Below are 20,311 nucleotides of genomic sequence, written 5' to 3'. Positions count from 1 at the left end.
GTATGGAAGTTGGCTTTTGATTGGCTATTTTTAAATATCAATTATCAAACCAATGTACAAACTATCTTATCACAGCTACGTCGCCTTATTAATTTGTTCTTTCGTCGTGTCTGGACTACATGCACAGGATGTAATTGCAAAGTACGCACCATCAGGAGTTAAAATAGATGGAATCGCGACTGAATGGCAAGGTTACGAGGAAATCCAAAACGATAAATCTCAGCTTTCGTACTTAATATCATCTGATACCAGCAACTTGTACCTTGTTTTAAAAACTAAGGACAAAAAAAAGCAACAAAATATTTTAGGCGCAGGTTTAACATTTAGCTTAGATCCTAAAGGTAAAAAAAAAGCTACTTTTAGTACAACTTTCCCCTCACCGGATGGTAATGACTTAAGTGATTTTAAAAATTTGGAGACAGCAGGCCTGATGGAAAGAGTTAAAAACTCAGGTATGAGGCAGATCCGTCTACATGGTTTTGATCAGCTACCTGAATACATACCTTCTCAAAAAAACAATCACAATATACAAGCGGCAATAAGTTTTAACGCTGACGGTGAGTTAATTTATGAAGAGTGTATCCCACTAAAGCTTATTGGCTTTGATGGTGTTCAACAAACTCCATGGGCTTTTAATATTAAAGTAAATGGTTTGTATATTAAGACATTCCTTGAACGAAATTTAATAACAACCGAAGTTATTGCTGTGCCTGCCGGAACAAGCGTAGCTTCTGCAAGTAGGGGAGGAAGAGGTACACCAAAGCGTGTAAATCCTGCTGGTAATGCTGATAACCCGGTAAATGCTGAATATAATACGCAGCAATTAACACCTTCTATGGATTTTTGGGGCAAATTTACTTTCCCTAAATGAAATTTACTTCCCGATAATTTTAAATTCTGTCCGACGGTTTTGGCTGCGGCCTTCCTCACTTTCGTTGGTAGCAACCGGTTGTGTTTTGCCGTAGCCTTTATACTCTAGGCGTGAAGCATCTACTTTACTACTAATGAGGAATTGGTAAACCGATTTAGCCCTATTCTCTGAGAGGGTTTGATTCAATGCGTCGTTGCCAACGTTATCTGTATGGCCTGATATTTCGACTTTTACAGTTGGGTTATAAGCTAAGAAATTAACCATTTCCTGTAGCTCCCCGCGCGATTCGGGTTTCAGGTCGTATTTGTTGGTATCAAAGAAAATGTTTTTTAATATTACCTTACTGCCTATCTCAATTGGTTGCAGCGGTACCTGTATATTAAATGGCTTATCAGATTTATAGCCCACTAACGAAAAGTTTTCTGAATAAAACAGATATCCCTTTCGGGATATATTAAGGCCGTAATTTTTATCAGAAGTTAAGGTAGCTAAAAAGTCACCGTCTGTTTCTGAACTGTAATTTTGATAAACGGGCTTACTATCCCGCAAGGCAATAATTTCAACCTGCGACTCCAACGGCTTTTTGTTTTTTGCGTCGAATACAATTCCTTTAACATAAGTAACAGGCTTCGGCTTGAAGTTTGGAGGCATTTTGAAGCTGTAGATGTCAAAACCACCTGCTCCATTTAATTTGTTTGACGAAAAAAAGGCAAAATCTCCGCGCGCAGTTAAACTTAAGCCAGTTTCGTTACCGTTTGAATTGATTGGATAGCCCAGATTTTCCGGTTCCTGCCACTTGCCGTTATTATCTAACCTGCTTACAAACAGATCTTGCCCACCCATGCCCGGCCATCCGTCTGAGCAAAAATAAAGAGTGCTGTCATCCGGATGTATAAAGGGCGATTGCTCGTTGTAGGGCGTATTTACTGTAGGTCCCAAATTTTCCGGTGTGCCCCAACCTTTATTGGTTAACGTTGACTTCCATATATCGTAGCCGCCATAGCCGCCGGCACGGTTACTTACAAAGTAAAGCGTGCGCCCGTCTGAACTGATGGATGGCTGAGACTCCCAGCCTGAAGTATTGATCGGTGCGCCCAGATTAAAAGGTTTGTCCCAATCATTGCCTTTTTTCAGCACTACATAAATATCGCAACGCCCCATACCATCAGGCCGATTACATCCGGTAAAGAACAGATACTTGCCATCGGGAGAAATAGATTCAGAGCCTTCGTTAAAGTTGGGTGTATTGATACGCTCGCTCAGGTAAGAGGCCTTTTGCCAGTTGGTGTCAATTTTATTGCTTTGGTAAAAATCCTCGTTAGCGTTGATCTGGCGGGTAAAAATTATGGTTTTCTCATCAGCAGTTATAACCGGCGAATACTCATCAGCAGGGGTGTTAATAGCCTTGCCAACGTTGATTGGGTTAAATGCCACAGGGCGGCTTAAAGCGTTAATGCTAAACCGGCAATCTTTTATCAGTTTTTCAGCTCTTAATTTGTCTTTGGGTTGTATGCCCGGGTAAGTAAGGTATTTTTCCAGATATTGAAGAGCTTCCTGATATTTAGCCTGGCCAACCTCCAGTTCAGCCAAATTGATGTAAATAGCCCTGTTAAAATCAGGATTAATGGCCAAAACCTTTTTGTACTCATCAATTACGCTAAGCGGATCAAACCGCCGCTGCCGCATAATATCGGCTAATAAAGCATGCGCTTCAGCAAATTGCGCATCTGCCTCTATAGCTTTACGCAGATTGGCAATGGCTTCATCATAAGCAAGGTTGTCTAAATTGTGGTTGCCCTCAACAAAATACTTAATAGCGGTTCTATTGCGCGTAGAATAGTTTTGCTGTGCATAGCTGAAGTACGCAACAAACAGGAGCAAGAATATTGATGCAGCTTTTTTCAACCCTTAACTAATACGACTGTTGTTAACCTAAGTTACAACAATTAAGGGATATTAAGATATTTATGGGTTTGAAGTGATATTTCCCATTTAGGATTGTTCATAACATACTCCACAATAAGTGGCGTCATTTCCTTGTTACGCGACCACTCCGGCTGTAAATACAGTTTGCAGCCTGGTTTTACACGTAAAGCATTTTCTTCGGCAAAAGCAAAGTCCGACTTATTGAAGATGATCACCTTTAGTTCATTGGCAACATCAGCCACCTGTTGCATTGGGGCTTTAAATTTTTTGGGCGATAAACACACCCAATCCCAACTGCCGGATAGCGGGTAAGCACCAGATGTTTCAATAAACGTTTGAATTCCGCTTTGCTGTAAACGCGTGGTCAGGTAATCCAGGTTATAGATCAAAGGCTCGCCACCGGTAACTACAACCGCTTTTGAAGGAAATTGCGACGCATGCTCAACAATCGTGTCCGAAGAGGTTAAGGGGTGTAGTTCTGCATTCCAGCTCTCTTTTACATCGCACCAATGGCATCCCACATCGCAGCCGCCTAAACGTATAAAATATGCAGCTTTGCCGGTGTTAAATCCCTCGCCCTGTATCGTATAAAACTCTTCCATTAAAGGAAGCAATGTGCCATCTTCCGGAACCTGGTGTGCCATAGCGTGCAAAGGTATGTTTTTGAGGTTAAAGGTAAAAGGTTTTAGGGTTAAAGGTAAAAGGCGAAAGGTAAAAGGTGATATTGAAATGATTTAAAGTTTTGAAGTAAAAAACGAAAGGTAAAAGGGGATATTTCTGATTTTGAGGCGAAATGCTTAAGATTAAAGGTAAAAGCTGTTTTACTTTCGCCCTAAAACCTTTTACCTTTCAACTAAATAAATCCTTTATCCTTTCACCTCAATAAGTTATATTTGATTGGATATGAAAAAACGCCTGACCGTCCTGCTTTTTTTTGTAATGCTTGCCTTCAGTTCATGTGTTGATATTGAAGAGGTTTACAATTTTAATGATGATGGTTCCTGCAACGTGGTTTATGATTTTGACATGAGCCGCGCCGTATCTGTTTTTATGAACCTGATGCCAGATTCATTAAAGGCAACGCCTCAGTTCGGGCTGGTGAAAGATACCACGCTTAATTTTTTTAATGCCTTGTCTGACAGTACCCGCCGCAGGCTGAGTGTGAATGAAACGGCCATGGCCATTAACAGCGACCTTAACGTTAATATGAATTTAAATAAAAGTCAGGTCAAATTCAGTATCAGTCATTTAGCAAAAGATCCTGAAGATCTGCAATATTATTTAAACCACCTGTCTAACCTGTCGCTTGATTCCCAGTTCGGCCAGGTTGCCGGGCATCAGGGTTTGTCGGGCGGCATGGGAGTGCAGCCCACCTTGTCGGCAGGTAGAGATTATTATTCTTATAAAGTAACATCTAACAAATTTACCCGCATTATTGACAAGGTTAAATTCACTGCATTTTTAAAGAAAACGCAGTCAGCGCTTTCCGCTGCTAAGGCCATGTTGATTGATATGCCTTATAAAGTTGTGCTTAACTTTGCCCAACCTGTTAAAAAAGTGGATAACCCTAATGCTGTATTGTCTCCCGACAGAAAGCAAGTTACCTTATCCGCCACTATGGACGACGTGATACAAGACCCTAACGTGATGAATTTAAACGTTGAGTTTTAGGCATGGAATGGTACAAAGCATCAGACGCTATTACAGATAAACCACCTTTTATGAAACGGATCAAGGTTAAAGGCAAAAACATCTGTCTTGTTGGATACGGTGGAGATATCTTCGCGGTAAGCAGCACCTGTCCGCATGCAGGGGCTGATCTGAGTGGCGGCTGGTGTAAAGACGGCAAAATTATTTGTCCGTTTCACAGATACGCTTATGATATTAAAACCGGCAAAGGCGACCCCGGCCAAAATGATTACATAGACACTTTTCCGATTGAAATACGTGAAGATGGCGTTTATATTGGCCTGGTTTCGTTTACGGAGACGTTGAAAAACATGTTTAAATAGTAAGAAAAATTGCTTTTCCTATAAAGTAAAGTGTGTTTGAGCATTTTTAAATTTTCAGGTTAGATTTTAGAAACCTTGCAAATATTATTTTTATGTTAATTTATCTTAAATAAACATAAATTATACCATTACTGAAATAATATTTTGTGATAAATAAGACTTTTTTCTTACATGAAGAATCTTATAACTAATTACTTATTAGTAAAATTTTAATAGAAATTTAATATGTAAACGCCTTTATTTTTAGTACTTTTGGTTGTAATAAAAACCCCCCGATTTTATTATGACGACCCCCGCAAAAGAAAAGAAAAGGTACCCGGCATGCCCGAAGTGCAAGACAGAAATGGACACGCGTGTATCGCGTGGCTTTTTAGTAAAATCGTTGCTGTTTTTTTTACCTATAAAGCGCTACAAATGTTATGGCTGTGGTAGAAAAAGATATTCTTTAGCTTAAAATATTTTACCCGGATTTAAGATACCTTTAGGATCGAACACCTGTTTAATACCTTTCCATAATTGGAAATGTACCGCTGAATATTTTATAGGCATAAACTCTTTTTGAACAAGCCCGATCCCATGCTCTCCGGAGATGGTGCCTCCTAACTGAGTGGTTAGCTCAAATATGTCGCGTATACCGTCTTTGAGTTTATTGTTCCAGTCGTCATCGCTCATGCCGCCTTTTAGGATGTTTATGTGTACGTTCCCATCACCGGCATGTCCATAGCATACAGATTCAAAGCCGTATTTTGCACCGGCATCTTTAATGCCCTTTATTAATACCGGCAAAGCGGCTCTTGGTACAACACAATCTTCTTCTTTATAAATAGAGTTGGCTTTTACCGATACCGCCATTGTGCGGCGCATGTGCCATAGCTCGTCTTTTTGAGTAGTTGATTCGGCAAACAAAACGTCGTTGCATCCAAATTGCTCCAATACCACATTAACTTTTTCGGCTTCACCAAAAATAACATCGGTATCGGTGCCGTCTATCTCTATCATCAGGAAAGCAGCGGCATCATCTTTCAGGTCAAAATAAACACCATCTTTCTCTTTAACCCACTCAATCCCCTTGCGCTCCATAAACTCCAGTGCCGATGGTACAATACCTGCCCTGAAAATAGCAGAAACGGCCGATGCAGCGGTCTCCAGATCTGGGAAAGCAGCCAGCATCAATACATCACGTGTAGGGGCAGGTATCAGTTTCACAACAATTTTAGTAACAATGCCCAGCGTACCCTCCGAGCCAATAAACAATTGGGTAAGGTTATATCCCGAAGCGTATTTAAGGGTATTAGCTCCCGTCCAGATGATCTCTCCCGATGCTAAAACAACTTCAAGGTTAAGTATATACTCGCGTATGGTGCCATATTTCACTACCCTTGGCCCACCGGAGCCATGTGCAACATTTCCACCTAAAAAGCAGCTGCCCTTGCTTGATGGATCAATAGGGTAGAGCAATCCCATTTCAGCAACCTGATTCATGAATACTTCGGTTATCACACCAGGTTCAACAGTTGCCTGCAGGTTGCGCTCGTCAACCTCCAACACCTTATTAAAACGCTCCATGGCCAGCATTAAGCCTCCCATTATAGCCAGCGCGCCACCAGCCAGTCCTGTACCCGCACCACGTGGGGTAACGGGTATTTGGTGTTCATTACACAATACCAGTAATGCGGCAACCTCTTGCGGAGTGGCGGGTTTAGCGACTACTTCCGGGTAATATTCAAGGTCCTCAGTCTCATCATGGCTATATTTTTCCAGTTCTGTCTGGCCGGTTAATACGTTTTCTGTACCAACTATGTCAATTATCTGGTTGAGTATATCTTCGGTTATTTTATTGTACGTCATGGATGTTATTTGTTGTAGCCAACGATAATTTCTGTGTATTTAACTTTTGCTCCCGCCAGCGGGTTTTGTTTTTTTATGCTGATGTTAATTCTATCAAGAAAGCCATATCTCGCTTTAACATCTTCTAAAATTAGCGTAGCTAACGTTTCAATCAGCTTTTGCGGTTGTTGCATATGTTTGTTGGCTATGTCGTAAAGTTCTTCATAGTTTACGGTATCGTTAATGTCGTCGGTGTGTAAACCGCTGCTAGCAGTTGGCGTGAACTCCACTTCTATATCAACAATAAAACAATTGCCGGTATGTTGTTCTTCCGGATAAAAGCCATGGTAGGCAAAAAACTCGGCTGCGCGTAGTGCTACTATCATGCCTCAAATTTATAATTTTAGTAGCTGGCTAAATAAGGTTGGCAAACATTTAATAAAAGTTAGCAGTTGTTTATATTTGATTTATGGCTAAAACAGACCAATTTGAATCGCCCGATTATTATTTGCTGGATGAGTTATTAACCGATGAGCATAAGCTGATACGCAGCACCGTACGCGAATGGGTTAAAAAGGAAGTAAGTCCCATCATTGAGGATTATGCCCAGCGTGCCGAGTTTCCTAAACATCTGCTTAAAGGGCTTGCTGAAATAGGAGCCTTTGGGCCAACCATACCCGAACAGTATGGCGGTTTAGGATTAGATTACACGGCCTACGGAATTATTATGCAGGAGATAGAGCGGGGCGACTCAGGTATCAGGTCAACGGCATCTGTGCAGGGCTCATTGGTGATGTATCCTATATATACATATGGTTCGGAAGAGCAAAAGGTGAAGTATCTGCCTAAACTGGCTACGGGCGAACTGATGGGCTGTTTTGGTTTGACAGAACCCGATCATGGATCTGACCCGGGCGGCATGACCACTAATTTCAAAGAAGAGGGCGACCACTACCTACTTAATGGTGCAAAAATGTGGATATCAAATGCGCCATTTGCTGACATTGCTATTGTGTGGGCGAAAAATCCGGAAGGTAAAATACAAGGGTTAATTGTTGAAAGGGGTATGGAAGGTTTTTCAACACCGGAGACGCATAACAAATGGTCGCTTAGGGCTTCATCAACGGGCGAGTTGGTTTTTGATAATGTTAAAGTGCCTAAAGAAAATTTACTACCCAACGCTATAGGACTAAAAGGGCCGTTAGGATGTTTGAACCAGGCACGTTATGGTATAGCCTGGGGCGCTATAGGTGCGGCGATGGATTGCTATGATACCGCGTTGAATTACGCTAAAGAGCGTAAGCAATTTGGTAAACCCATAGCCGCGTTTCAGCTGCAACAAAAAAAACTGGCCGAAATGATAACCGAAATAACTAAAGCACAACTATTGGTTTGGCGTTTGGGGGTGTTGAAGAGCGATAATCGTGCAACACCGGCGCAGATATCAATGGCCAAACGTAACAGTGTGGCAATGGCGTTAAACGTTGCACGCGAGGCAAGGCAGATGCTCGGTGGCATGGGGATAACCGGCGAATACCCTATTATGCGTCACATGATGAACCTGGAATCTGTAGTAACCTACGAAGGCACCCACGATATACATCTGCTGATAACCGGTATGGATATAACCGGCGAGGAGGCGTTTAAGTAGTTGATTTGTTGACTGGTTGATCAGAGATTAGTTGATTAGCGCTTAGATAATATCAGTCCGATAATCTCTGCTCTCAGCTAAATATTACTAATTTACCGTTCAACTAATCTCTGTTCAACTAATCTCTATTCAACACTCCCCGTAAATTTATATAAGCATAACTATTATGCGGAAAGCCAAATGTGTTGCCTGGTGTTATGTTAAAATACGTTTTTACGTAATTGTCAAAAAGTACTTTTATGGTTTCGTTGCCTCCGGGCGGTAGTTCCCACATAGAATACATGTAATTGATCTTGCCTTTATGATCTATCACTACCACCAATTCAGGGTAGTTGAAGTTGTTGTACTTGTTTTTTATGGTGATATCGTATTTAGGCAGATCGTAATTGTCGTAGTTGTTCATTATGTCGGCTTTTACCTCAATTTTTTTTACCGTTGCCAACGGTGTTTTACTTTCAAATACCGGCGAATTTGTTGCAATAAAAGCGCTATCCGCATTTTTGTTAACCTCCGCGGCGCGACTTTTCATAAAGAGCGTGTCGGCCTTTGTTTTACCCATCAGCGCCTCGGGTACGGTGTGCAGTACATCGCGAATGTATTTATCTGAATAAAAAGTTAAGAATACCTGCGATTTATCGAGATAAATAACTTTTGATTCAACCTTCATTACCTGAACCACCAAGCTATCCTTTGTGATCTTTTTCGCTCTGAACCACGCGCGCGCCACATGAAAAAGCGAATCGTGGTCAAGCGTTACATGAAAGCCCAGCATAGCGTTTGAGTCCGGACTGAATACCTTAGCAGAATCGTCAGAGATGAATGACAGTTTCCATGATGGGCGAAGTCCGTACCCATATTTACTTACAGAAAGGCCATCGCCAAACCTGCGTTTTACTTCAATGTAGTTGATGCCGGTTACGTTTTTAAATGAAACGCGGTTGCGGTTGGTTGGTTTATCATACTTACATGATGATGTTACCGCGATTAAAAGCAGTAAGTAAAAACCCAAAAAACGAGGTGCTTTTGTAGCGTAAAAGTGCATGCAGCTAAAATACATATCCTAAGCCAAGTTGAATTGTTGTAACGTTATTTTTCAGGAAAACTGTATAAAAAGAAAAGCCCCGGAAAACCGGGGCTCTTCAAACTAAACCAACATTACTTATGAAAACTATTGTATTTTTTTTCGGTAACCCGGCCCGGCACTTGCCACACTAATCAATCAACACATTGCCGGTATAGGGGTTGGTCCGAAATATTATTTTAAAGTGATCTCTCTTGACTGAAACTTAGCTTCTTCTTTTTTAGCGATGCTAAGCGTTAATATACCATCAACATAAGCTGCTTCAATTTTGCTGCTGTCTGCACTTTGCGGTAAAGTGAACGATCTGCTGAAAGAGCTAAAGTTGTATTCGCGTTTGCTGTATTTCTTGTTTTCTTCTGTTGTTTCAGTTTTCTTTTCAGCAGAAACGCTTAATACGTTTTTATCAAGATTGATCTTGATATCTTCTTTTTTCAAGCCCGGAACGGCTAATGCTACTTCAAAGCTATTTTCGCTTTCAGAAATGTTAACCGCAGGTACGGTAGAAGCATGTCTTTCGTTCAGGAACGAGTCGTTCAATAACGAATATACGTCGTTAAAAAATGGGTTTACCAAACCGTTTTTTTGTTCTTTACCAAATTTTACTAAAGTCATTTTTATATCCTCCTAAATTTTTTCTTTTTATTATTTTCGTAAGCTATTGTTCAACTCCCGTACCAGAGCATGATTTTATAATTTTTACGACATTTTGTCGTTTTAAAACAAATACATGCCGACATATTGACATAAAATGCCTGAAAAACTATCAGAATATAAATTTCAGTTTCCTATAACCATCCGTTTCTCGGATATTGATGCCGTGGGTCACGTTAATAACGCCATGTATTTAACTTACTTTGAGGATACCCGTTTCCACTATTGGAAAGACGCAATAGGATGGGACTTTGATAAATGTGGTATTATTTTAGGTCGCTCAGAGATCAATTACCTAAAACAGGTTACCTTGTTTGATAAAATTACCTGCTATACCCGTGTAGTGCGCATAGGTAACAGTAGTTTTGATATGATGCACGTTTTGGTAAAAGAAACCGTGAACGGCCATGAGATATGCACAACCGGAAAAACTGTTTGCGTATGCTATGATTACAAAGCTAAAAAATCAATACCAATACCGGAAGATGAGCGTAACCGTATGATTGACTACGATGAGCCAAGGCTCATACTGAATACGAATTAAAGAATGACAAAGCATTTACTTTAAGAAGACTGTCATCCTGAGCGATAGCGAAGGATCTTATACGATTTGCTAGCTAAGCGACGGCTTTAGCAAGGTTTACAAGATCCTTCGCATCGCTCAGGATGACAAGGGTTTTATTGATACACTTCCTTCTTAGCAGAAGCCAAAGTGTTCTTTAACAGACCAATAATGGTCATTAATCCAACACCACCGGGTACCGGCGTGATCCATGATGCTTTAGGCGCTACGTTGTCAAAATCAACATCGCCATAAAGTTTAAAGCCTGATTTGGTTATGGTTGAAGTTTCGCGGTTCATGCCTACGTCGATTACCACGGCACCGTCTTTTACCATATCGGCGGTGACAAAGTTCTTTTTACCAATGGCTACAACCAATATATCGGCATCAAGCGTAAATTTCTTTATATCAGGTGTACGGCTATGGCAAATGGTTACGGTGCAATTGCCCGGTGTAGTATTACGAGCCATCAGTATGCTCATAGGCGAACCCACAATGTTGCTGCGACCCACTACCACGCAATGCTTACCTGCGGTTTCAATGCCATATTCTTTAAGCATTAAAGTAATGCCATAAGGTGTAGCTGGTATAAATGATGGTAAATTGCGCTGCATCCTACCCAGGTTGACAGGGTGGAAGCCGTCAACATCTTTCCGGTGATCTATGCGTTCAGTTACTTTTTCAGGGTCGATATGCTTGGGTAAAGGCAATTGAACAATAATGCCATCAATGTCCGCATCGGCATTTAGTTCTTCAACTTTTTTTAGCAGCTCCTCTTCGGTAACATCGCTTTCATAACGAACTAAGGATGATTTGAAGCCTACCTTCTCGCAGTTCTTCATTTTGCTGGCCACATAGGTTTCGCTGCCACCATCGTGCCCAACCAAAACAGCAACCAAATGTGGTTTTCTGCCTCTTTCTGCTAACAAGGCCGCTGCCTCATCGGCAATCTCACCTTTTAATTTTTCTGATACGTATTTGCCGTCTAATAACTGCATTTCTTATAGAGTTAAGAATTAAGAGGCAAGAATTAAGATGAACTTTTGTGTCTTACATCTTAATTCTTGCCTCTTGGTTCTATGTTTATCAATCCAATTTCAACACCGCCATAAACGCGCTTTGCGGTATCTCCACGTTACCTACCTGGCGCATTCGTTTTTTACCGGCCTTTTGTTTTTCTAAGAGTTTACGTTTACGCGATATATCACCACCATAACACTTTGCTGTAACGTCTTTACGCATGGCTTTTACGGTTTCGCGGGCTATAATTTTAGCGCCAATTGAGGCCTGTATAATAATTTCAAATTGCTGGCGTGGCAATAGCTCTTTCAGTTTCTCGCATATCTTCTTGCCAAAATCGTACGAGTTGCTGCGGTGTATCAATGATGATAGTGCATCCACAGGTTCACCGTTCAAACGGATATCTAAACGTACCAGGTCAGACGAGCGGTAACCTATCTGATGGTAGTCAAACGAAGCATAACCCTTTGAGATGGTTTTAAGCTTATCATAAAAATCGAATACAATTTCGCCCATTGGCATCTCAAACACCAGCTCCACGCGGTCAGAAGTTAAGTACGACTGGTTAACGATCATACCACGCTTTTGGATACAAAGCGACATTACCGGGCCAACAAAGTCAGCCTTGGTGATGATGGTAGCTTTAATGTAGGGTTCTTCTACGCGGTCAATCTTACTTGGGTCGGGCAGGTCTGATGGGTTGTTAACCACAATCTCATCCTGCTTGGTGCTGTAGGCCAGGTAGGATACGTTGGGAACAGTGGTGATCACCGTCATATTGAACTCGCGTTCCAAACGTTCCTGGATAATTTCCATATGAAGCATGCCCAGGAAACCGCAACGGAAACCAAAACCTAAAGCCGCTGACGATTCCGGTTCAAATACCAGCGATGCATCATTCAGTTGCAGTTTGGCCATGCTCTCGCGCAGCTCTTCGTAATCTTCTGTATCAACCGGATAAATACCGGCAAATACCATCGGTTTCACTTCTTCAAAACCCTGTATGCCTTCTTCGCAAGGGCGGTCAATAGTGGTGATGGTATCACCAACCTTTACCTCGCGCGCCTCTTTAATGCCGGAGATAATGTAGCCTACGTCACCTGTTTTTACAACATCCTTTGGCAGGGGTTTAAGCTTCAGTGTGCCAATTTCGTCAGCAATGTATTCCCGCTCGGTAGCCACAAATTTTACTTTGTCGCCCTTGCGTATCTCGCCGTTGGTAACTTTAAAGTAAGCTATAATGCCGCGGAAAGAGTTAAACACCGAGTCGAATATCAAGGCCTGCAGTGGTGCCTCTGGGTCGCCAACCGGTGCGGGTACACGTTCTACAATGGCACGCAGAATATCATGCACACCCAAGCCTGTTTTACCTGATGCTGCTAAAATATCTTCACGTTTGCAGCCTATCAGGTCAACAATCTGGTCTTTAACTTCCTCGGGCATAGCGCCGGGAAGGTCCATCTTATTCAATACCGGGATTATCTCCAGGTCGTTTTCTAAAGCCAGGTAAAGGTTGGATATGGTTTGCGCCTGTATACCCTGTGCGGCATCTACTATCAACAGTGCGCCCTCGCACGCAGCTATTGAGCGCGATACCTCGTAACTAAAGTCAACGTGGCCCGGCGTGTCAATCAGGTTCAACACGTATTGCTGACCATCCAGCACGTAGTCCATTTGTATGGCGTGGCTTTTAATGGTAATGCCCCGCTCACGCTCAAGGTCCATGTCGTCAAGCAGTTGGGCCTGACTCTCGCGCTGGGTAATGGTGTTAGTATATTCTAATAACCTATCAGCAAGGGTACTCTTGCCGTGGTCAATATGTGCTATAATACAAAAATTGCGTATGTGCTTCATTCAGCGGCAAAAATAGCTTTTTTACCTGAAATTTGTACGGTACTTTAGTTTTACCTAATTTGGACCGATGACACCATCCAAAGGGATATTAGCAATAGTAGAGGCACACCTGTCAACTGCCATTACCGGATCACGTTTTGTGAGCGGCGGCAGCATCAATATAGCTTACGAGTTGCAAACGGCAACGGGTAAATATTTTTTGAAGGTTAACCACAAAACCCTTTATCCCGGCATGTTTGAGGCCGAAGCACAAGGTCTTCAACTCATGACCCAAACCGGAACCGTGAGGGTGCCTTCCATTATTTTACAAGGCGACGCCGGCAATGAGAGCTTTTTATTGCTGGAGTGGATAGACAGTAAGCGAGGTTCAGTACAGGCGACTACGCTGTTAGGAACTCAGCTGGCAGACATGCACAGAAATACTGCAGAGCGTTTCGGGCTTGACCATGATAACTACATGGGGTCGTTACCGCAGTCAAACCGTAAGCATAACAAGTGGAGCGATTTTTTTGTGCAGGAACGCCTGCAGCCCATGGTGAGCATGGCGGTTGATAAACGACTTTTAGAGTATGCCGATGCCGGTAACTTTGAAAAACTATATGCCAAACTCCCCGAGCTGTTTGACGAAGAAGCGCCCGCATTACTGCACGGCGACCTTTGGAGCGGCAACTACCTCACCACACCGGCTGATGAGCCCTACCTGATAGACCCTGCTGTATATTACGGCAACAGGGAGGCTGATCTGGCTATGACCACCTTGTTTGGCGGATTCTCTAATGAGTTCTATCTCAGCTACCACGAAGCCTTTCCGTTGAGCAAAGGCTGGCAGCAACGCACCGATCTTTGGAACCTGTACCCGCTGCTGGTACATCTTAACTTGTTTGGTGCCGGTTATTTAGGCAGGGTGAGGGATGCTGTAAACAGCTACTTATAGCGTCTCATCGTCTCATTGTGTGGGTGAGACGATTTGAAACGATATTTTTCGTAACTACCAAATAATAAGATATTTGCTTATTTTTAGTGAAACGAAAATGAGACGGATGAAACGATTTTTTTCAACTATTTTATTATAAATCATATTAAACTACCGGCTCAAGTAAACCACCGCCAAAGCAATTATAGCCGGTAGTGCCTGCACAAAAAATATTTTGATGGATGAGGTTGCCGCACCGTAAATCCCCGCCACTATAACACATCCTAAAAAAAACAGCGCTACGTTGTTTTGCCAAATGGCATCGCCAATGATCAAACTCCAGATAAGGCCGGCCGAAAGAAAGCCATTGTACAGGCCCTGATTGGCAGCCAATGTTTTAGTAGATGAAAAAAGATTTTCGGGTAAGCTTTTAAATACTTTTTTGCCTGCGGTTTCCCAGGCAAACATCTCTATCCATAAAATTAAAAGGTGCTCAATAGCTACAAAAGCAACCAATACTTTAGCCGGTGTGTTCATAATTAAAGATATAAATTATCCGACTAACAATAGTTCACTTTGTGCAATGGGCACCTCGTATTTATTTCTTGCTATTTAGCGTGTTATTCAAACTGCAGTTCCCACTGGTCTTCGCCGCCGTCAACCACGCGGAAGATGGTTTTCTCAACCGTATGCAAGCCGTCTGATGATTGCAGCTGCACCACCTCATGGTCATGAAACTCTTCTGTTTGATTTACCATTACTGCAGTTAGGGTGTGTGGGTCGCCGGGAATTACTATCGTTTTCATAATTGTTTGAGTTTATAAAGGTTTAACAAGTTGAAATTGAAATGGTTTGTAATTACTGCACTGCCCCAATAGAAGGAGAAGCCGGATTAAACGGCAGTTTATGATAATCTAAAGGATCTATCAAATGCCCGCTTAGCCCTGCGTTTTTGGCGGGCGAGGCGTTACTTAACATAAGGGTTACTTCATCAAAGCCGGCGGCCACCTCATCGGCATAATAGATATTTTTATTTGCCACAGCCTGCGCTTCTAAAGCCGAATCAGAGAACTGGAATATGCGGTGGTTAATGCCCGTTGATGTAAAGGTGTTGTACAGCATATTATTATATACTTCCTGGGTTGAGCCTGCAGGCATGGCATAATTGTCAACTAGGCAGGCACCAAAGCTGGAATTATGCTCATAGTTGAGGTCGCCGGCAGTGTTGTTGCATATTTTAATGTTAACATAGGTGGTGTTGGGTGCTGCAGGAACGTTCAAGCCCTCGGTTGACTGCCATTCAAACGGACTATATTTGCGCGAGCCAATGTTGATGTTATCGTAAATTAAACACTCGGCAGGCGTACTGCCAAAACTAATTGACCACAACCTTATGGCATGCCCCTGGTAGCTGTTGGCGTAGTTGCGATAATAATTGGCATTACCTATCAGCAGGAAGAAGCCATTATCATTATTGTTGGTAGCATTAATATTGTTGAAGGTATTGTCGTGAATCTTCATGGCATCCGTGGCCCCTGCAAAAACCAGGTTGCCCGAGTCGCAGTTCATCCAGTTGTTAAAACCAAACTCAATGTTTTTAGTAAGGTCGGTTACCTGTGTAGTGGTTACTTGCCCACCTAATTGAATGGTGCCGTTGCAGTTGTCAAATTGATTATTCAAAAACTTCAGTCCCATGTTTTTTATAGAAGCATCGGTACCGTTCCAAACGGCGCTGCTGCCGTATATAATAATTGGGTAATCGCCAATATTTTTGTAGCTGAAACATTGCAGCGTTACATTTTTATTGGTGCCGGATATGGAAGTTGGCCGGTAGCTGTTATCATGAATATAAAACCCAAATGCATCTGCCGAGCCGCTGCCGCTGATGAGCAGGTTACTGCAATTGCTGTAATTTAAGCCCGCGTAAATATTGGTAGTTCCGCCCGGATAATTGCCACCGTCCATAGCCACAACGCCGTTGCCATTTCTAATAGTGATCCTGGTAGCCGGATTAAGGTTTTGAATATTGATGGTGCCATAAACGCCCGGGGCTATAACTATTAATGCGTTATCCATATAAGTTGCCGAATTGCCATCAATAGTGAGATTGCCGCTACCTGCCCCTACATTGTAAATATGACTATAACTTTCCTGTGTTGTAGCGGCAACTGCATTGCTCCATTCGCTGTTCAGATAGCCATCGCCTTGCGCAGATGCCTGGGTACGGTAGTAAAAAGTACTGTTAGCTGGCAACCCTGTATCATTGAATGTTGTTGCCGAACCTGCATACACTTGCGTTAAGCCGCTGGTAAAGTTGCTATCATTAGCACGTTGGATAATATATTGGGTAGCATGTGGCACAGCAGATAAAGTTAACGGAATATTGCTTGTGCCGGTTGTGCCTGCAGTTAAAATTGGAGCGCTAAGCGTTTTTTCGCAGCAAGGTGATGCGAACGCGGCTTGCTGCACATAGGATTTAAATGCAGCTGCATTAACAAAATTCTGGCCTGTACTTCCGTTAATATAAGCCGTGTAAGCCAGTTCCGGAACGATATCAGCATCGGTGTAGATGTTTTTAATTACAACTGTATTAGTGTAATAAATAAAGCGCGCGCAGTTCAATGGGTAGTCTCCGGTAGTGGTTTCCTGCCCTGTATAGGTATTGTAAATGTTAAAAAAGCCGGAGCCCTTTGTAATAGTAATATTAGCCATAAAAATAGGTTTATAATTGGTTTGGAAGAGTAAAGCTAATTTACAACTTAAAGGTGTATTGTTGTTAAAGAATAAATACGCAAATACTGACTTATAAGGTAGATTTTGCGCCAAGCAGAAGGTTAACTGAAATTATTATTCAATTTTGCCGTCAACAATAAACCATCAACACAATATGAAGATAACTTCAACAAAACTAATAGCTGCAACTGTATTAGCTATGTTTTTCGTGAATAATAGCGCCAAAGCACAATCTTTACCCGAAAGCAAACTAAAGTTTGGTATTGGGTTGGATGGAATTTTACCTGTGGGCAATTTAACCAATACGGCCAACTTTGGTTTAGGCCTAACGCCGAGACTACAATATGGAGTGTCAGAAAATGTAGCAGTTACCTTTACTACAGGTATATACCACTTTTTCACCAAGGAAATACGGATACCGTCTGGCTTACCCGGTCAGTATAATACTATGGAAAATAAGCTCGACCTTATCCCGGTAAAGGCAGGTGTTAAATCCTTTGTTTCTTCAAACGTATATTTTAGTGGAGAGATAGGGGTGGCATTGCAGGTTGATAACGGCGGCGGCGGCTCGCAATTTATAGCTTCGCCGGGCGTGGGTTATGCAGGTGACAAATGGGATTTGGGGGTACGATATGAAAACCTATCAAAAACCGGTAGTAATAGCGCAGGTTTTATTGGGCTGCGACTGGCGTACGGATTTGGCTTGTAAGGCATTGAACTAAAAAAATCTCCTTCCGGTTTCGGAAGGAGATTTTTTTTCTTAAAATAACATTTCCTGCGGTGGCGTAACACCTTTTAAACGCAGGTAAGGCGTTGTCTGACCGCGATGATGTGTTTGGTGCTCAAAAGCTTTTGCCAAAACCAGGCCTCTGGTGGCCTTCATGTTAAAGAAGGTGACCTCCTGGCTCATTTGCTCGGCAGGGATGCTTTTAATAATATCTATTACATAATCGTAGCTGGCCAAAACAGCTTTGGTTACCGCCTCTTTAGTTTGCGGAACTGTTTCATCTAATTTAGCAGTTTCTGCCGGAGGTGTTTTGCCTGCCGCACTCGCCGAAAACATATAGTTAGCGCCTGCCAAGTGCAACATTTGCTGCGCGAAAGAACGCACATCGGGTGTTGCTTTAAAAGCATAGCCATCGGCAGGCATGGCATCTAAATACGCTTTGGTGTAAGCTTTGGCGCGGGTCCACTCGGCAATATTTTGCTCTTTGGTAATTTGCGCGAAGGCTGTTGTACAGGCCATGGCCAGTACAAAAAATAAAAGGCTAAGTTTTTTCATATTGATATTGATTTTGTTGTGTTTTGGTAAAATTAAGTATTTGCATTTAAATCATAGTTAAAAAGGCATTAGCCTGTTGCCAAAGTAAAGCTCTTTAAAGGGCCGCCACTCAGCGCCTTCTACAAATGTTTCGCGGTGTAAAATAGTGAGTGTATTCGCTTTAAATACGGCATTGTACTTGTCGTTCTCAAAATAGGGCCATAACTTTTTGAACGCCGATGGCGGTATATTTTTAGCCACTGTAATATGTGGTACAAAATTAGGCAGCTTTATGCCCATTTGCTTCCGTAGTAATTTAAACCAGGCAGGGTTGGATGGCGAGGGGGTAACGGTGGCATAAATAGTAAAACCCACGTTGCCATGTTTAAAAAAATCAAAGCCATTAATATGCAGTTCAACAGGCTGCATGCTCATTAAGCGCTTCTCCATTTGTAACATAAAAGCTTCAGCCATGAATGGCTTGCAACGTTGCTGATGCGTAATGCTAATGTGCGCTGTTGAATGCATGCCTTTAAATTGGCCAATTTTATTGGCGCTTGCCCGCTTGTATTTACTTATCTGCTTGATCACCTCGGCGGGCGGCGAAATGATCATTAAATAGTCTTTATAGCTTTCCATTTAGTGCGCAAATAATGGTCGCAATTTTGCTAAAAATATTAGTATTATGAAATTTATTTTTCCATATTTGTGTTATGGAACACAAGCGGTGGATAGTACATATTGACCTTGATTCGTTCTTCGTTTCTGTTGAGCGCAAGTTCAATCCCGACCTGATAGGCAAACCGGTTTTAATAGGTGGATCGGCCGAGCGCGGGGTAGTGGCATCATGCAGTTATGAAGCGCGGAAGTTTGGCATCCATTCGGCTATGCCCATGAAACAGGCCATGCGCCTGTGCCCCCACGCTACTGTTATCCGCGGTTCGCATGGTCTGTATTCTGAAGCTTCGCGGGAGGTGACTGAGATCATTCATGACAGTGTGCCGCTATATCAAAAAACTTCGGTTGATGAGTTTTATATTGACCTAACCGGAATTGACCGCTACCACGATAGCTACCAACTGGCTACCGAATTGCGGCAGCGGGTGATACGAGAAACCGGGTTGCCCATTTCTTTCGGTATGGCATCTACTAAAACAGTGGCTAAAATGGCCACTAACGAAGCCAAGCCTAACGGACAATTATTAATACCACACGGCAGTGAGGCCGCTTTTATGGCGCCGTTGCCTATACGCAAAATACCTATGTTAGGTGAAAAGGCATGTCAGAAATTGTATCAGTATGGTATTGAAAAGATCAGCCATCTGCAAAAAACGGATGTGCGTTTTCTGGAAACCATATTCGGCAAGCACGGGCGGGATATATGGAACAAAGCGCACGGACTGGACGAAGGCGAGGTAGTGTCGGAGCATGAACGCAAATCCATGTCGACCGAAAATACTTTCCATACTAATGTAGCCGACCTGAAAACACTGGAAACCTCATTGGTATCTATGACGGAGGAACTGGCATCGAAGCTTCGTCGGGAAGGGTTGGTAACCTCTTGCCTGGCCATTAAGCTGCGTTACGCCAATTTTGAAACGCATACTGTTCAGGAAAAAATCCCGCTTACCGCAGCAGAACATATTTTAATACCGGGCGTAAAGAATCTCCTAAAAAAAGCATGGAACCAAAACAGACCCATCCGATTGATAGGTGTGCGAATGAGTAACCTTTGCCGCGGCAGCTATCAAATTAATCTGTTTGAAGATAATGAAGAGCAGATAAGATTGTACCAGGCTATGGATAACATTAACTTTAAATTCGGCGATAAAACCATTTGCCGTGCAGCAGGCATGAATATTGGCACAAGGAATTTTAATCCGTTTATGCGGGGGTAGAAGCCCCCTCTAAATCTCCCCCTGAAAGGGGAGACTTTTAAGTATTCATTT

General features: G+C 42.4%; 21 protein-coding genes. 8 read left to right on the top strand and 13 right to left on the bottom strand.

Features of this window, described 5'->3' with window-relative positions; genetic code table 11:
* Positions 1-52 precede the first annotated feature (52 nt).
* Complete coding sequence (locus CLV57_RS13180; RefSeq protein ID WP_157799156.1) at positions 53-871, top strand: DOMON domain-containing protein; 819 nt, start codon at positions 53-55, stop codon at positions 869-871.
* A 3-nt stretch (positions 872-874) separates the two neighbouring features.
* Here CLV57_RS13180 and CLV57_RS13175 read toward each other — a convergent pair whose 3' ends face one another.
* A complete protein-coding gene (locus CLV57_RS13175) occupies positions 875-2,776 on the bottom strand; it encodes an OmpA family protein (protein WP_245857057.1) in 1,902 nt (633 codons plus the stop codon).
* A 41-nt stretch (positions 2,777-2,817) separates the two neighbouring features.
* The gene (locus CLV57_RS13170; protein WP_100341857.1) at positions 2,818-3,441 is read right to left on the bottom strand and encodes a 7-carboxy-7-deazaguanine synthase QueE; all 624 of its coding nucleotides are present in this window, start codon (positions 3,439-3,441) and stop codon (positions 2,818-2,820) included.
* A gap of 259 nt (positions 3,442-3,700) precedes the next feature.
* On the opposite strand from CLV57_RS13170, the gene CLV57_RS13165 reads away from it, so the two are divergent.
* Both CLV57_RS13165 and CLV57_RS13160 read left to right on the top strand, forming a co-directional pair.
* Positions 3,701-4,468 (top strand): hypothetical protein, encoded by a 768-nt coding sequence (locus tag CLV57_RS13165; protein WP_100341856.1) that lies wholly within the window; start codon positions 3,701-3,703, stop codon positions 4,466-4,468.
* Between the two features lie 2 nt (positions 4,469-4,470).
* On the top strand, positions 4,471-4,809 hold the full coding sequence (locus CLV57_RS13160; RefSeq protein WP_100341855.1) for a Rieske (2Fe-2S) protein: 339 nt from the start codon (positions 4,471-4,473) through the stop codon (positions 4,807-4,809).
* Positions 4,810-5,259: 450 nt separating this feature from the next.
* On the opposite strand, the gene CLV57_RS13155 is transcribed toward CLV57_RS13160, so the two are convergent.
* Positions 5,260-6,657 (bottom strand): FAD-binding oxidoreductase, encoded by a 1,398-nt coding sequence (locus CLV57_RS13155; protein ID WP_100341854.1) that lies wholly within the window; start codon positions 6,655-6,657, stop codon positions 5,260-5,262.
* A gap of 5 nt (positions 6,658-6,662) precedes the next feature.
* Entirely contained in the window at positions 6,663-7,022 is a 360-nt protein-coding gene (folB, locus tag CLV57_RS13150) for a dihydroneopterin aldolase (RefSeq protein ID WP_100341853.1), read from the bottom strand.
* 83 nt (positions 7,023-7,105) lie between these two features.
* On the opposite strand from folB, the gene CLV57_RS13145 reads away from it, so the two are divergent.
* Complete coding sequence (locus CLV57_RS13145; protein ID WP_100341852.1) at positions 7,106-8,287, top strand: acyl-CoA dehydrogenase family protein; 1,182 nt, start codon at positions 7,106-7,108, stop codon at positions 8,285-8,287.
* Positions 8,288-8,405: 118 nt separating this feature from the next.
* Here the strand turns inward: CLV57_RS13145 and CLV57_RS13140 are convergent, their stop codons facing one another.
* Together CLV57_RS13140 and CLV57_RS13135 are read right to left on the bottom strand one after the other, a co-directional pair.
* Positions 8,406-9,329, bottom strand: a complete 924-nt coding sequence (locus CLV57_RS13140; RefSeq protein ID WP_100341851.1) for a hypothetical protein — start codon at positions 9,327-9,329, stop codon at positions 8,406-8,408.
* A 213-nt stretch (positions 9,330-9,542) separates the two neighbouring features.
* Positions 9,543-9,980: an Hsp20/alpha crystallin family protein gene (locus tag CLV57_RS13135; protein ID WP_100341850.1), complete on the bottom strand. Its 438-nt coding sequence runs from the start codon at positions 9,978-9,980 to the stop codon at positions 9,543-9,545.
* Positions 9,981-10,116: 136 nt separating this feature from the next.
* On the opposite strand from CLV57_RS13135, the gene CLV57_RS13130 reads away from it, so the two are divergent.
* On the top strand, positions 10,117-10,563 hold the full coding sequence (locus CLV57_RS13130) for an acyl-CoA thioesterase (protein WP_100341849.1): 447 nt from the start codon (positions 10,117-10,119) through the stop codon (positions 10,561-10,563).
* Positions 10,564-10,697: 134 nt separating this feature from the next.
* Here CLV57_RS13130 and CLV57_RS13125 read toward each other — a convergent pair whose 3' ends face one another.
* Both CLV57_RS13125 and lepA read right to left on the bottom strand, forming a co-directional pair.
* Positions 10,698-11,579 carry a bifunctional 5,10-methylenetetrahydrofolate dehydrogenase/5,10-methenyltetrahydrofolate cyclohydrolase gene (locus CLV57_RS13125; protein WP_100341848.1) on the bottom strand — a complete coding sequence of 294 codons (882 nt, stop codon included), beginning with the start codon at positions 11,577-11,579 and terminating at the stop codon, positions 10,698-10,700.
* 88 nt (positions 11,580-11,667) lie between these two features.
* Positions 11,668-13,455: a translation elongation factor 4 gene (gene lepA, locus CLV57_RS13120; RefSeq protein WP_100341847.1), complete on the bottom strand. Its 1,788-nt coding sequence runs from the start codon at positions 13,453-13,455 to the stop codon at positions 11,668-11,670.
* A gap of 67 nt (positions 13,456-13,522) precedes the next feature.
* Between lepA and CLV57_RS13115 the strand changes: the two genes are divergently transcribed.
* Entirely contained in the window at positions 13,523-14,389 is an 867-nt protein-coding gene (locus CLV57_RS13115) for a fructosamine kinase family protein (protein WP_100341846.1), read from the top strand.
* A gap of 150 nt (positions 14,390-14,539) precedes the next feature.
* On the opposite strand, the gene CLV57_RS13110 is transcribed toward CLV57_RS13115, so the two are convergent.
* From CLV57_RS13110 to CLV57_RS13100, 3 genes are all read right to left on the bottom strand, one after another.
* Entirely contained in the window at positions 14,540-14,905 is a 366-nt protein-coding gene (locus CLV57_RS13110; RefSeq protein WP_100341845.1) for a DUF1304 domain-containing protein, read from the bottom strand.
* Between the two features lie 83 nt (positions 14,906-14,988).
* Positions 14,989-15,174, bottom strand: a complete 186-nt coding sequence (locus CLV57_RS13105) for a hypothetical protein (protein WP_100341844.1) — start codon at positions 15,172-15,174, stop codon at positions 14,989-14,991.
* Positions 15,175-15,226: 52 nt separating this feature from the next.
* Positions 15,227-17,080: a fibronectin type III domain-containing protein gene (locus CLV57_RS13100; protein WP_100341843.1), complete on the bottom strand. Its 1,854-nt coding sequence runs from the start codon at positions 17,078-17,080 to the stop codon at positions 15,227-15,229.
* Positions 17,081-17,255: 175 nt separating this feature from the next.
* Between CLV57_RS13100 and CLV57_RS13095 the strand changes: the two genes are divergently transcribed.
* Positions 17,256-17,810, top strand: coding sequence for a hypothetical protein (locus tag CLV57_RS13095; protein WP_100341842.1), 555 nt, complete (start codon positions 17,256-17,258; stop codon positions 17,808-17,810).
* 51 nt (positions 17,811-17,861) lie between these two features.
* On the opposite strand, the gene CLV57_RS13090 is transcribed toward CLV57_RS13095, so the two are convergent.
* Together CLV57_RS13090 and CLV57_RS13085 are read right to left on the bottom strand one after the other, a co-directional pair.
* Positions 17,862-18,383, bottom strand: coding sequence for a DinB family protein (locus CLV57_RS13090; RefSeq protein WP_100341841.1), 522 nt, complete (start codon positions 18,381-18,383; stop codon positions 17,862-17,864).
* A 57-nt stretch (positions 18,384-18,440) separates the two neighbouring features.
* Entirely contained in the window at positions 18,441-19,001 is a 561-nt protein-coding gene (locus CLV57_RS13085; protein WP_100341840.1) for a 2'-5' RNA ligase family protein, read from the bottom strand.
* A 74-nt stretch (positions 19,002-19,075) separates the two neighbouring features.
* Between CLV57_RS13085 and dinB the strand changes: the two genes are divergently transcribed.
* Positions 19,076-20,260 carry a DNA polymerase IV gene (gene dinB, locus CLV57_RS13080; RefSeq protein ID WP_100341839.1) on the top strand — a complete coding sequence of 395 codons (1,185 nt, stop codon included), beginning with the start codon at positions 19,076-19,078 and terminating at the stop codon, positions 20,258-20,260.
* The last annotated feature ends 51 nt before the right edge of the window (positions 20,261-20,311 follow it).

This window comes from Mucilaginibacter auburnensis (assembly GCF_002797815.1).
Classification (GTDB): Bacteria; Bacteroidota; Bacteroidia; order Sphingobacteriales; family Sphingobacteriaceae; genus Mucilaginibacter; species Mucilaginibacter auburnensis.
The sequence above is the reverse complement of the archived record's forward strand: the minus strand, read 5'-3'. Positions and strand labels throughout refer to the sequence as shown.

Bases quoted from the DNA above. Each gene is read 5' to 3' on its own strand.
- CLV57_RS13180 (WP_157799156.1), top strand. From the start codon at position 53: ATGTACAAACTATCTTATCACAGCTACGTCGCCTTATTAATTTGTTCT.
- CLV57_RS13170 (WP_100341857.1), bottom strand. From the start codon at position 3,441: ATGGCACACCAGGTTCCGGAAGATGGCACATTGCTTCCTTTAATGGAA.
- CLV57_RS13165 (WP_100341856.1), top strand. From the start codon at position 3,701: ATGAAAAAACGCCTGACCGTCCTGCTTTTTTTTGTAATGCTTGCCTTC.
- CLV57_RS13160 (WP_100341855.1), top strand. From the start codon at position 4,471: ATGGAATGGTACAAAGCATCAGACGCTATTACAGATAAACCACCTTTT.
- CLV57_RS13155 (WP_100341854.1), bottom strand. From the start codon at position 6,657: ATGACGTACAATAAAATAACCGAAGATATACTCAACCAGATAATTGAC.
- folB (WP_100341853.1), bottom strand. From the start codon at position 7,022: ATGATAGTAGCACTACGCGCAGCCGAGTTTTTTGCCTACCATGGCTTT.
- CLV57_RS13145 (WP_100341852.1), top strand. From the start codon at position 7,106: ATGGCTAAAACAGACCAATTTGAATCGCCCGATTATTATTTGCTGGAT.
- CLV57_RS13140 (WP_100341851.1), bottom strand. From the start codon at position 9,329: ATGCACTTTTACGCTACAAAAGCACCTCGTTTTTTGGGTTTTTACTTA.
- CLV57_RS13135 (WP_100341850.1), bottom strand. From the start codon at position 9,980: ATGACTTTAGTAAAATTTGGTAAAGAACAAAAAAACGGTTTGGTAAAC.
- CLV57_RS13130 (WP_100341849.1), top strand. From the start codon at position 10,117: ATGCCTGAAAAACTATCAGAATATAAATTTCAGTTTCCTATAACCATC.
- CLV57_RS13125 (WP_100341848.1), bottom strand. From the start codon at position 11,579: ATGCAGTTATTAGACGGCAAATACGTATCAGAAAAATTAAAAGGTGAG.
- lepA (WP_100341847.1), bottom strand. From the start codon at position 13,455: ATGAAGCACATACGCAATTTTTGTATTATAGCACATATTGACCACGGC.
- CLV57_RS13115 (WP_100341846.1), top strand. From the start codon at position 13,523: ATGACACCATCCAAAGGGATATTAGCAATAGTAGAGGCACACCTGTCA.
- CLV57_RS13110 (WP_100341845.1), bottom strand. From the start codon at position 14,905: ATGAACACACCGGCTAAAGTATTGGTTGCTTTTGTAGCTATTGAGCAC.
- CLV57_RS13105 (WP_100341844.1), bottom strand. From the start codon at position 15,174: ATGAAAACGATAGTAATTCCCGGCGACCCACACACCCTAACTGCAGTA.
- CLV57_RS13100 (WP_100341843.1), bottom strand. From the start codon at position 17,080: ATGGCTAATATTACTATTACAAAGGGCTCCGGCTTTTTTAACATTTAC.
- CLV57_RS13095 (WP_100341842.1), top strand. From the start codon at position 17,256: ATGAAGATAACTTCAACAAAACTAATAGCTGCAACTGTATTAGCTATG.
- CLV57_RS13090 (WP_100341841.1), bottom strand. From the start codon at position 18,383: ATGAAAAAACTTAGCCTTTTATTTTTTGTACTGGCCATGGCCTGTACA.
- CLV57_RS13085 (WP_100341840.1), bottom strand. From the start codon at position 19,001: ATGGAAAGCTATAAAGACTATTTAATGATCATTTCGCCGCCCGCCGAG.
- dinB (WP_100341839.1), top strand. From the start codon at position 19,076: ATGGAACACAAGCGGTGGATAGTACATATTGACCTTGATTCGTTCTTC.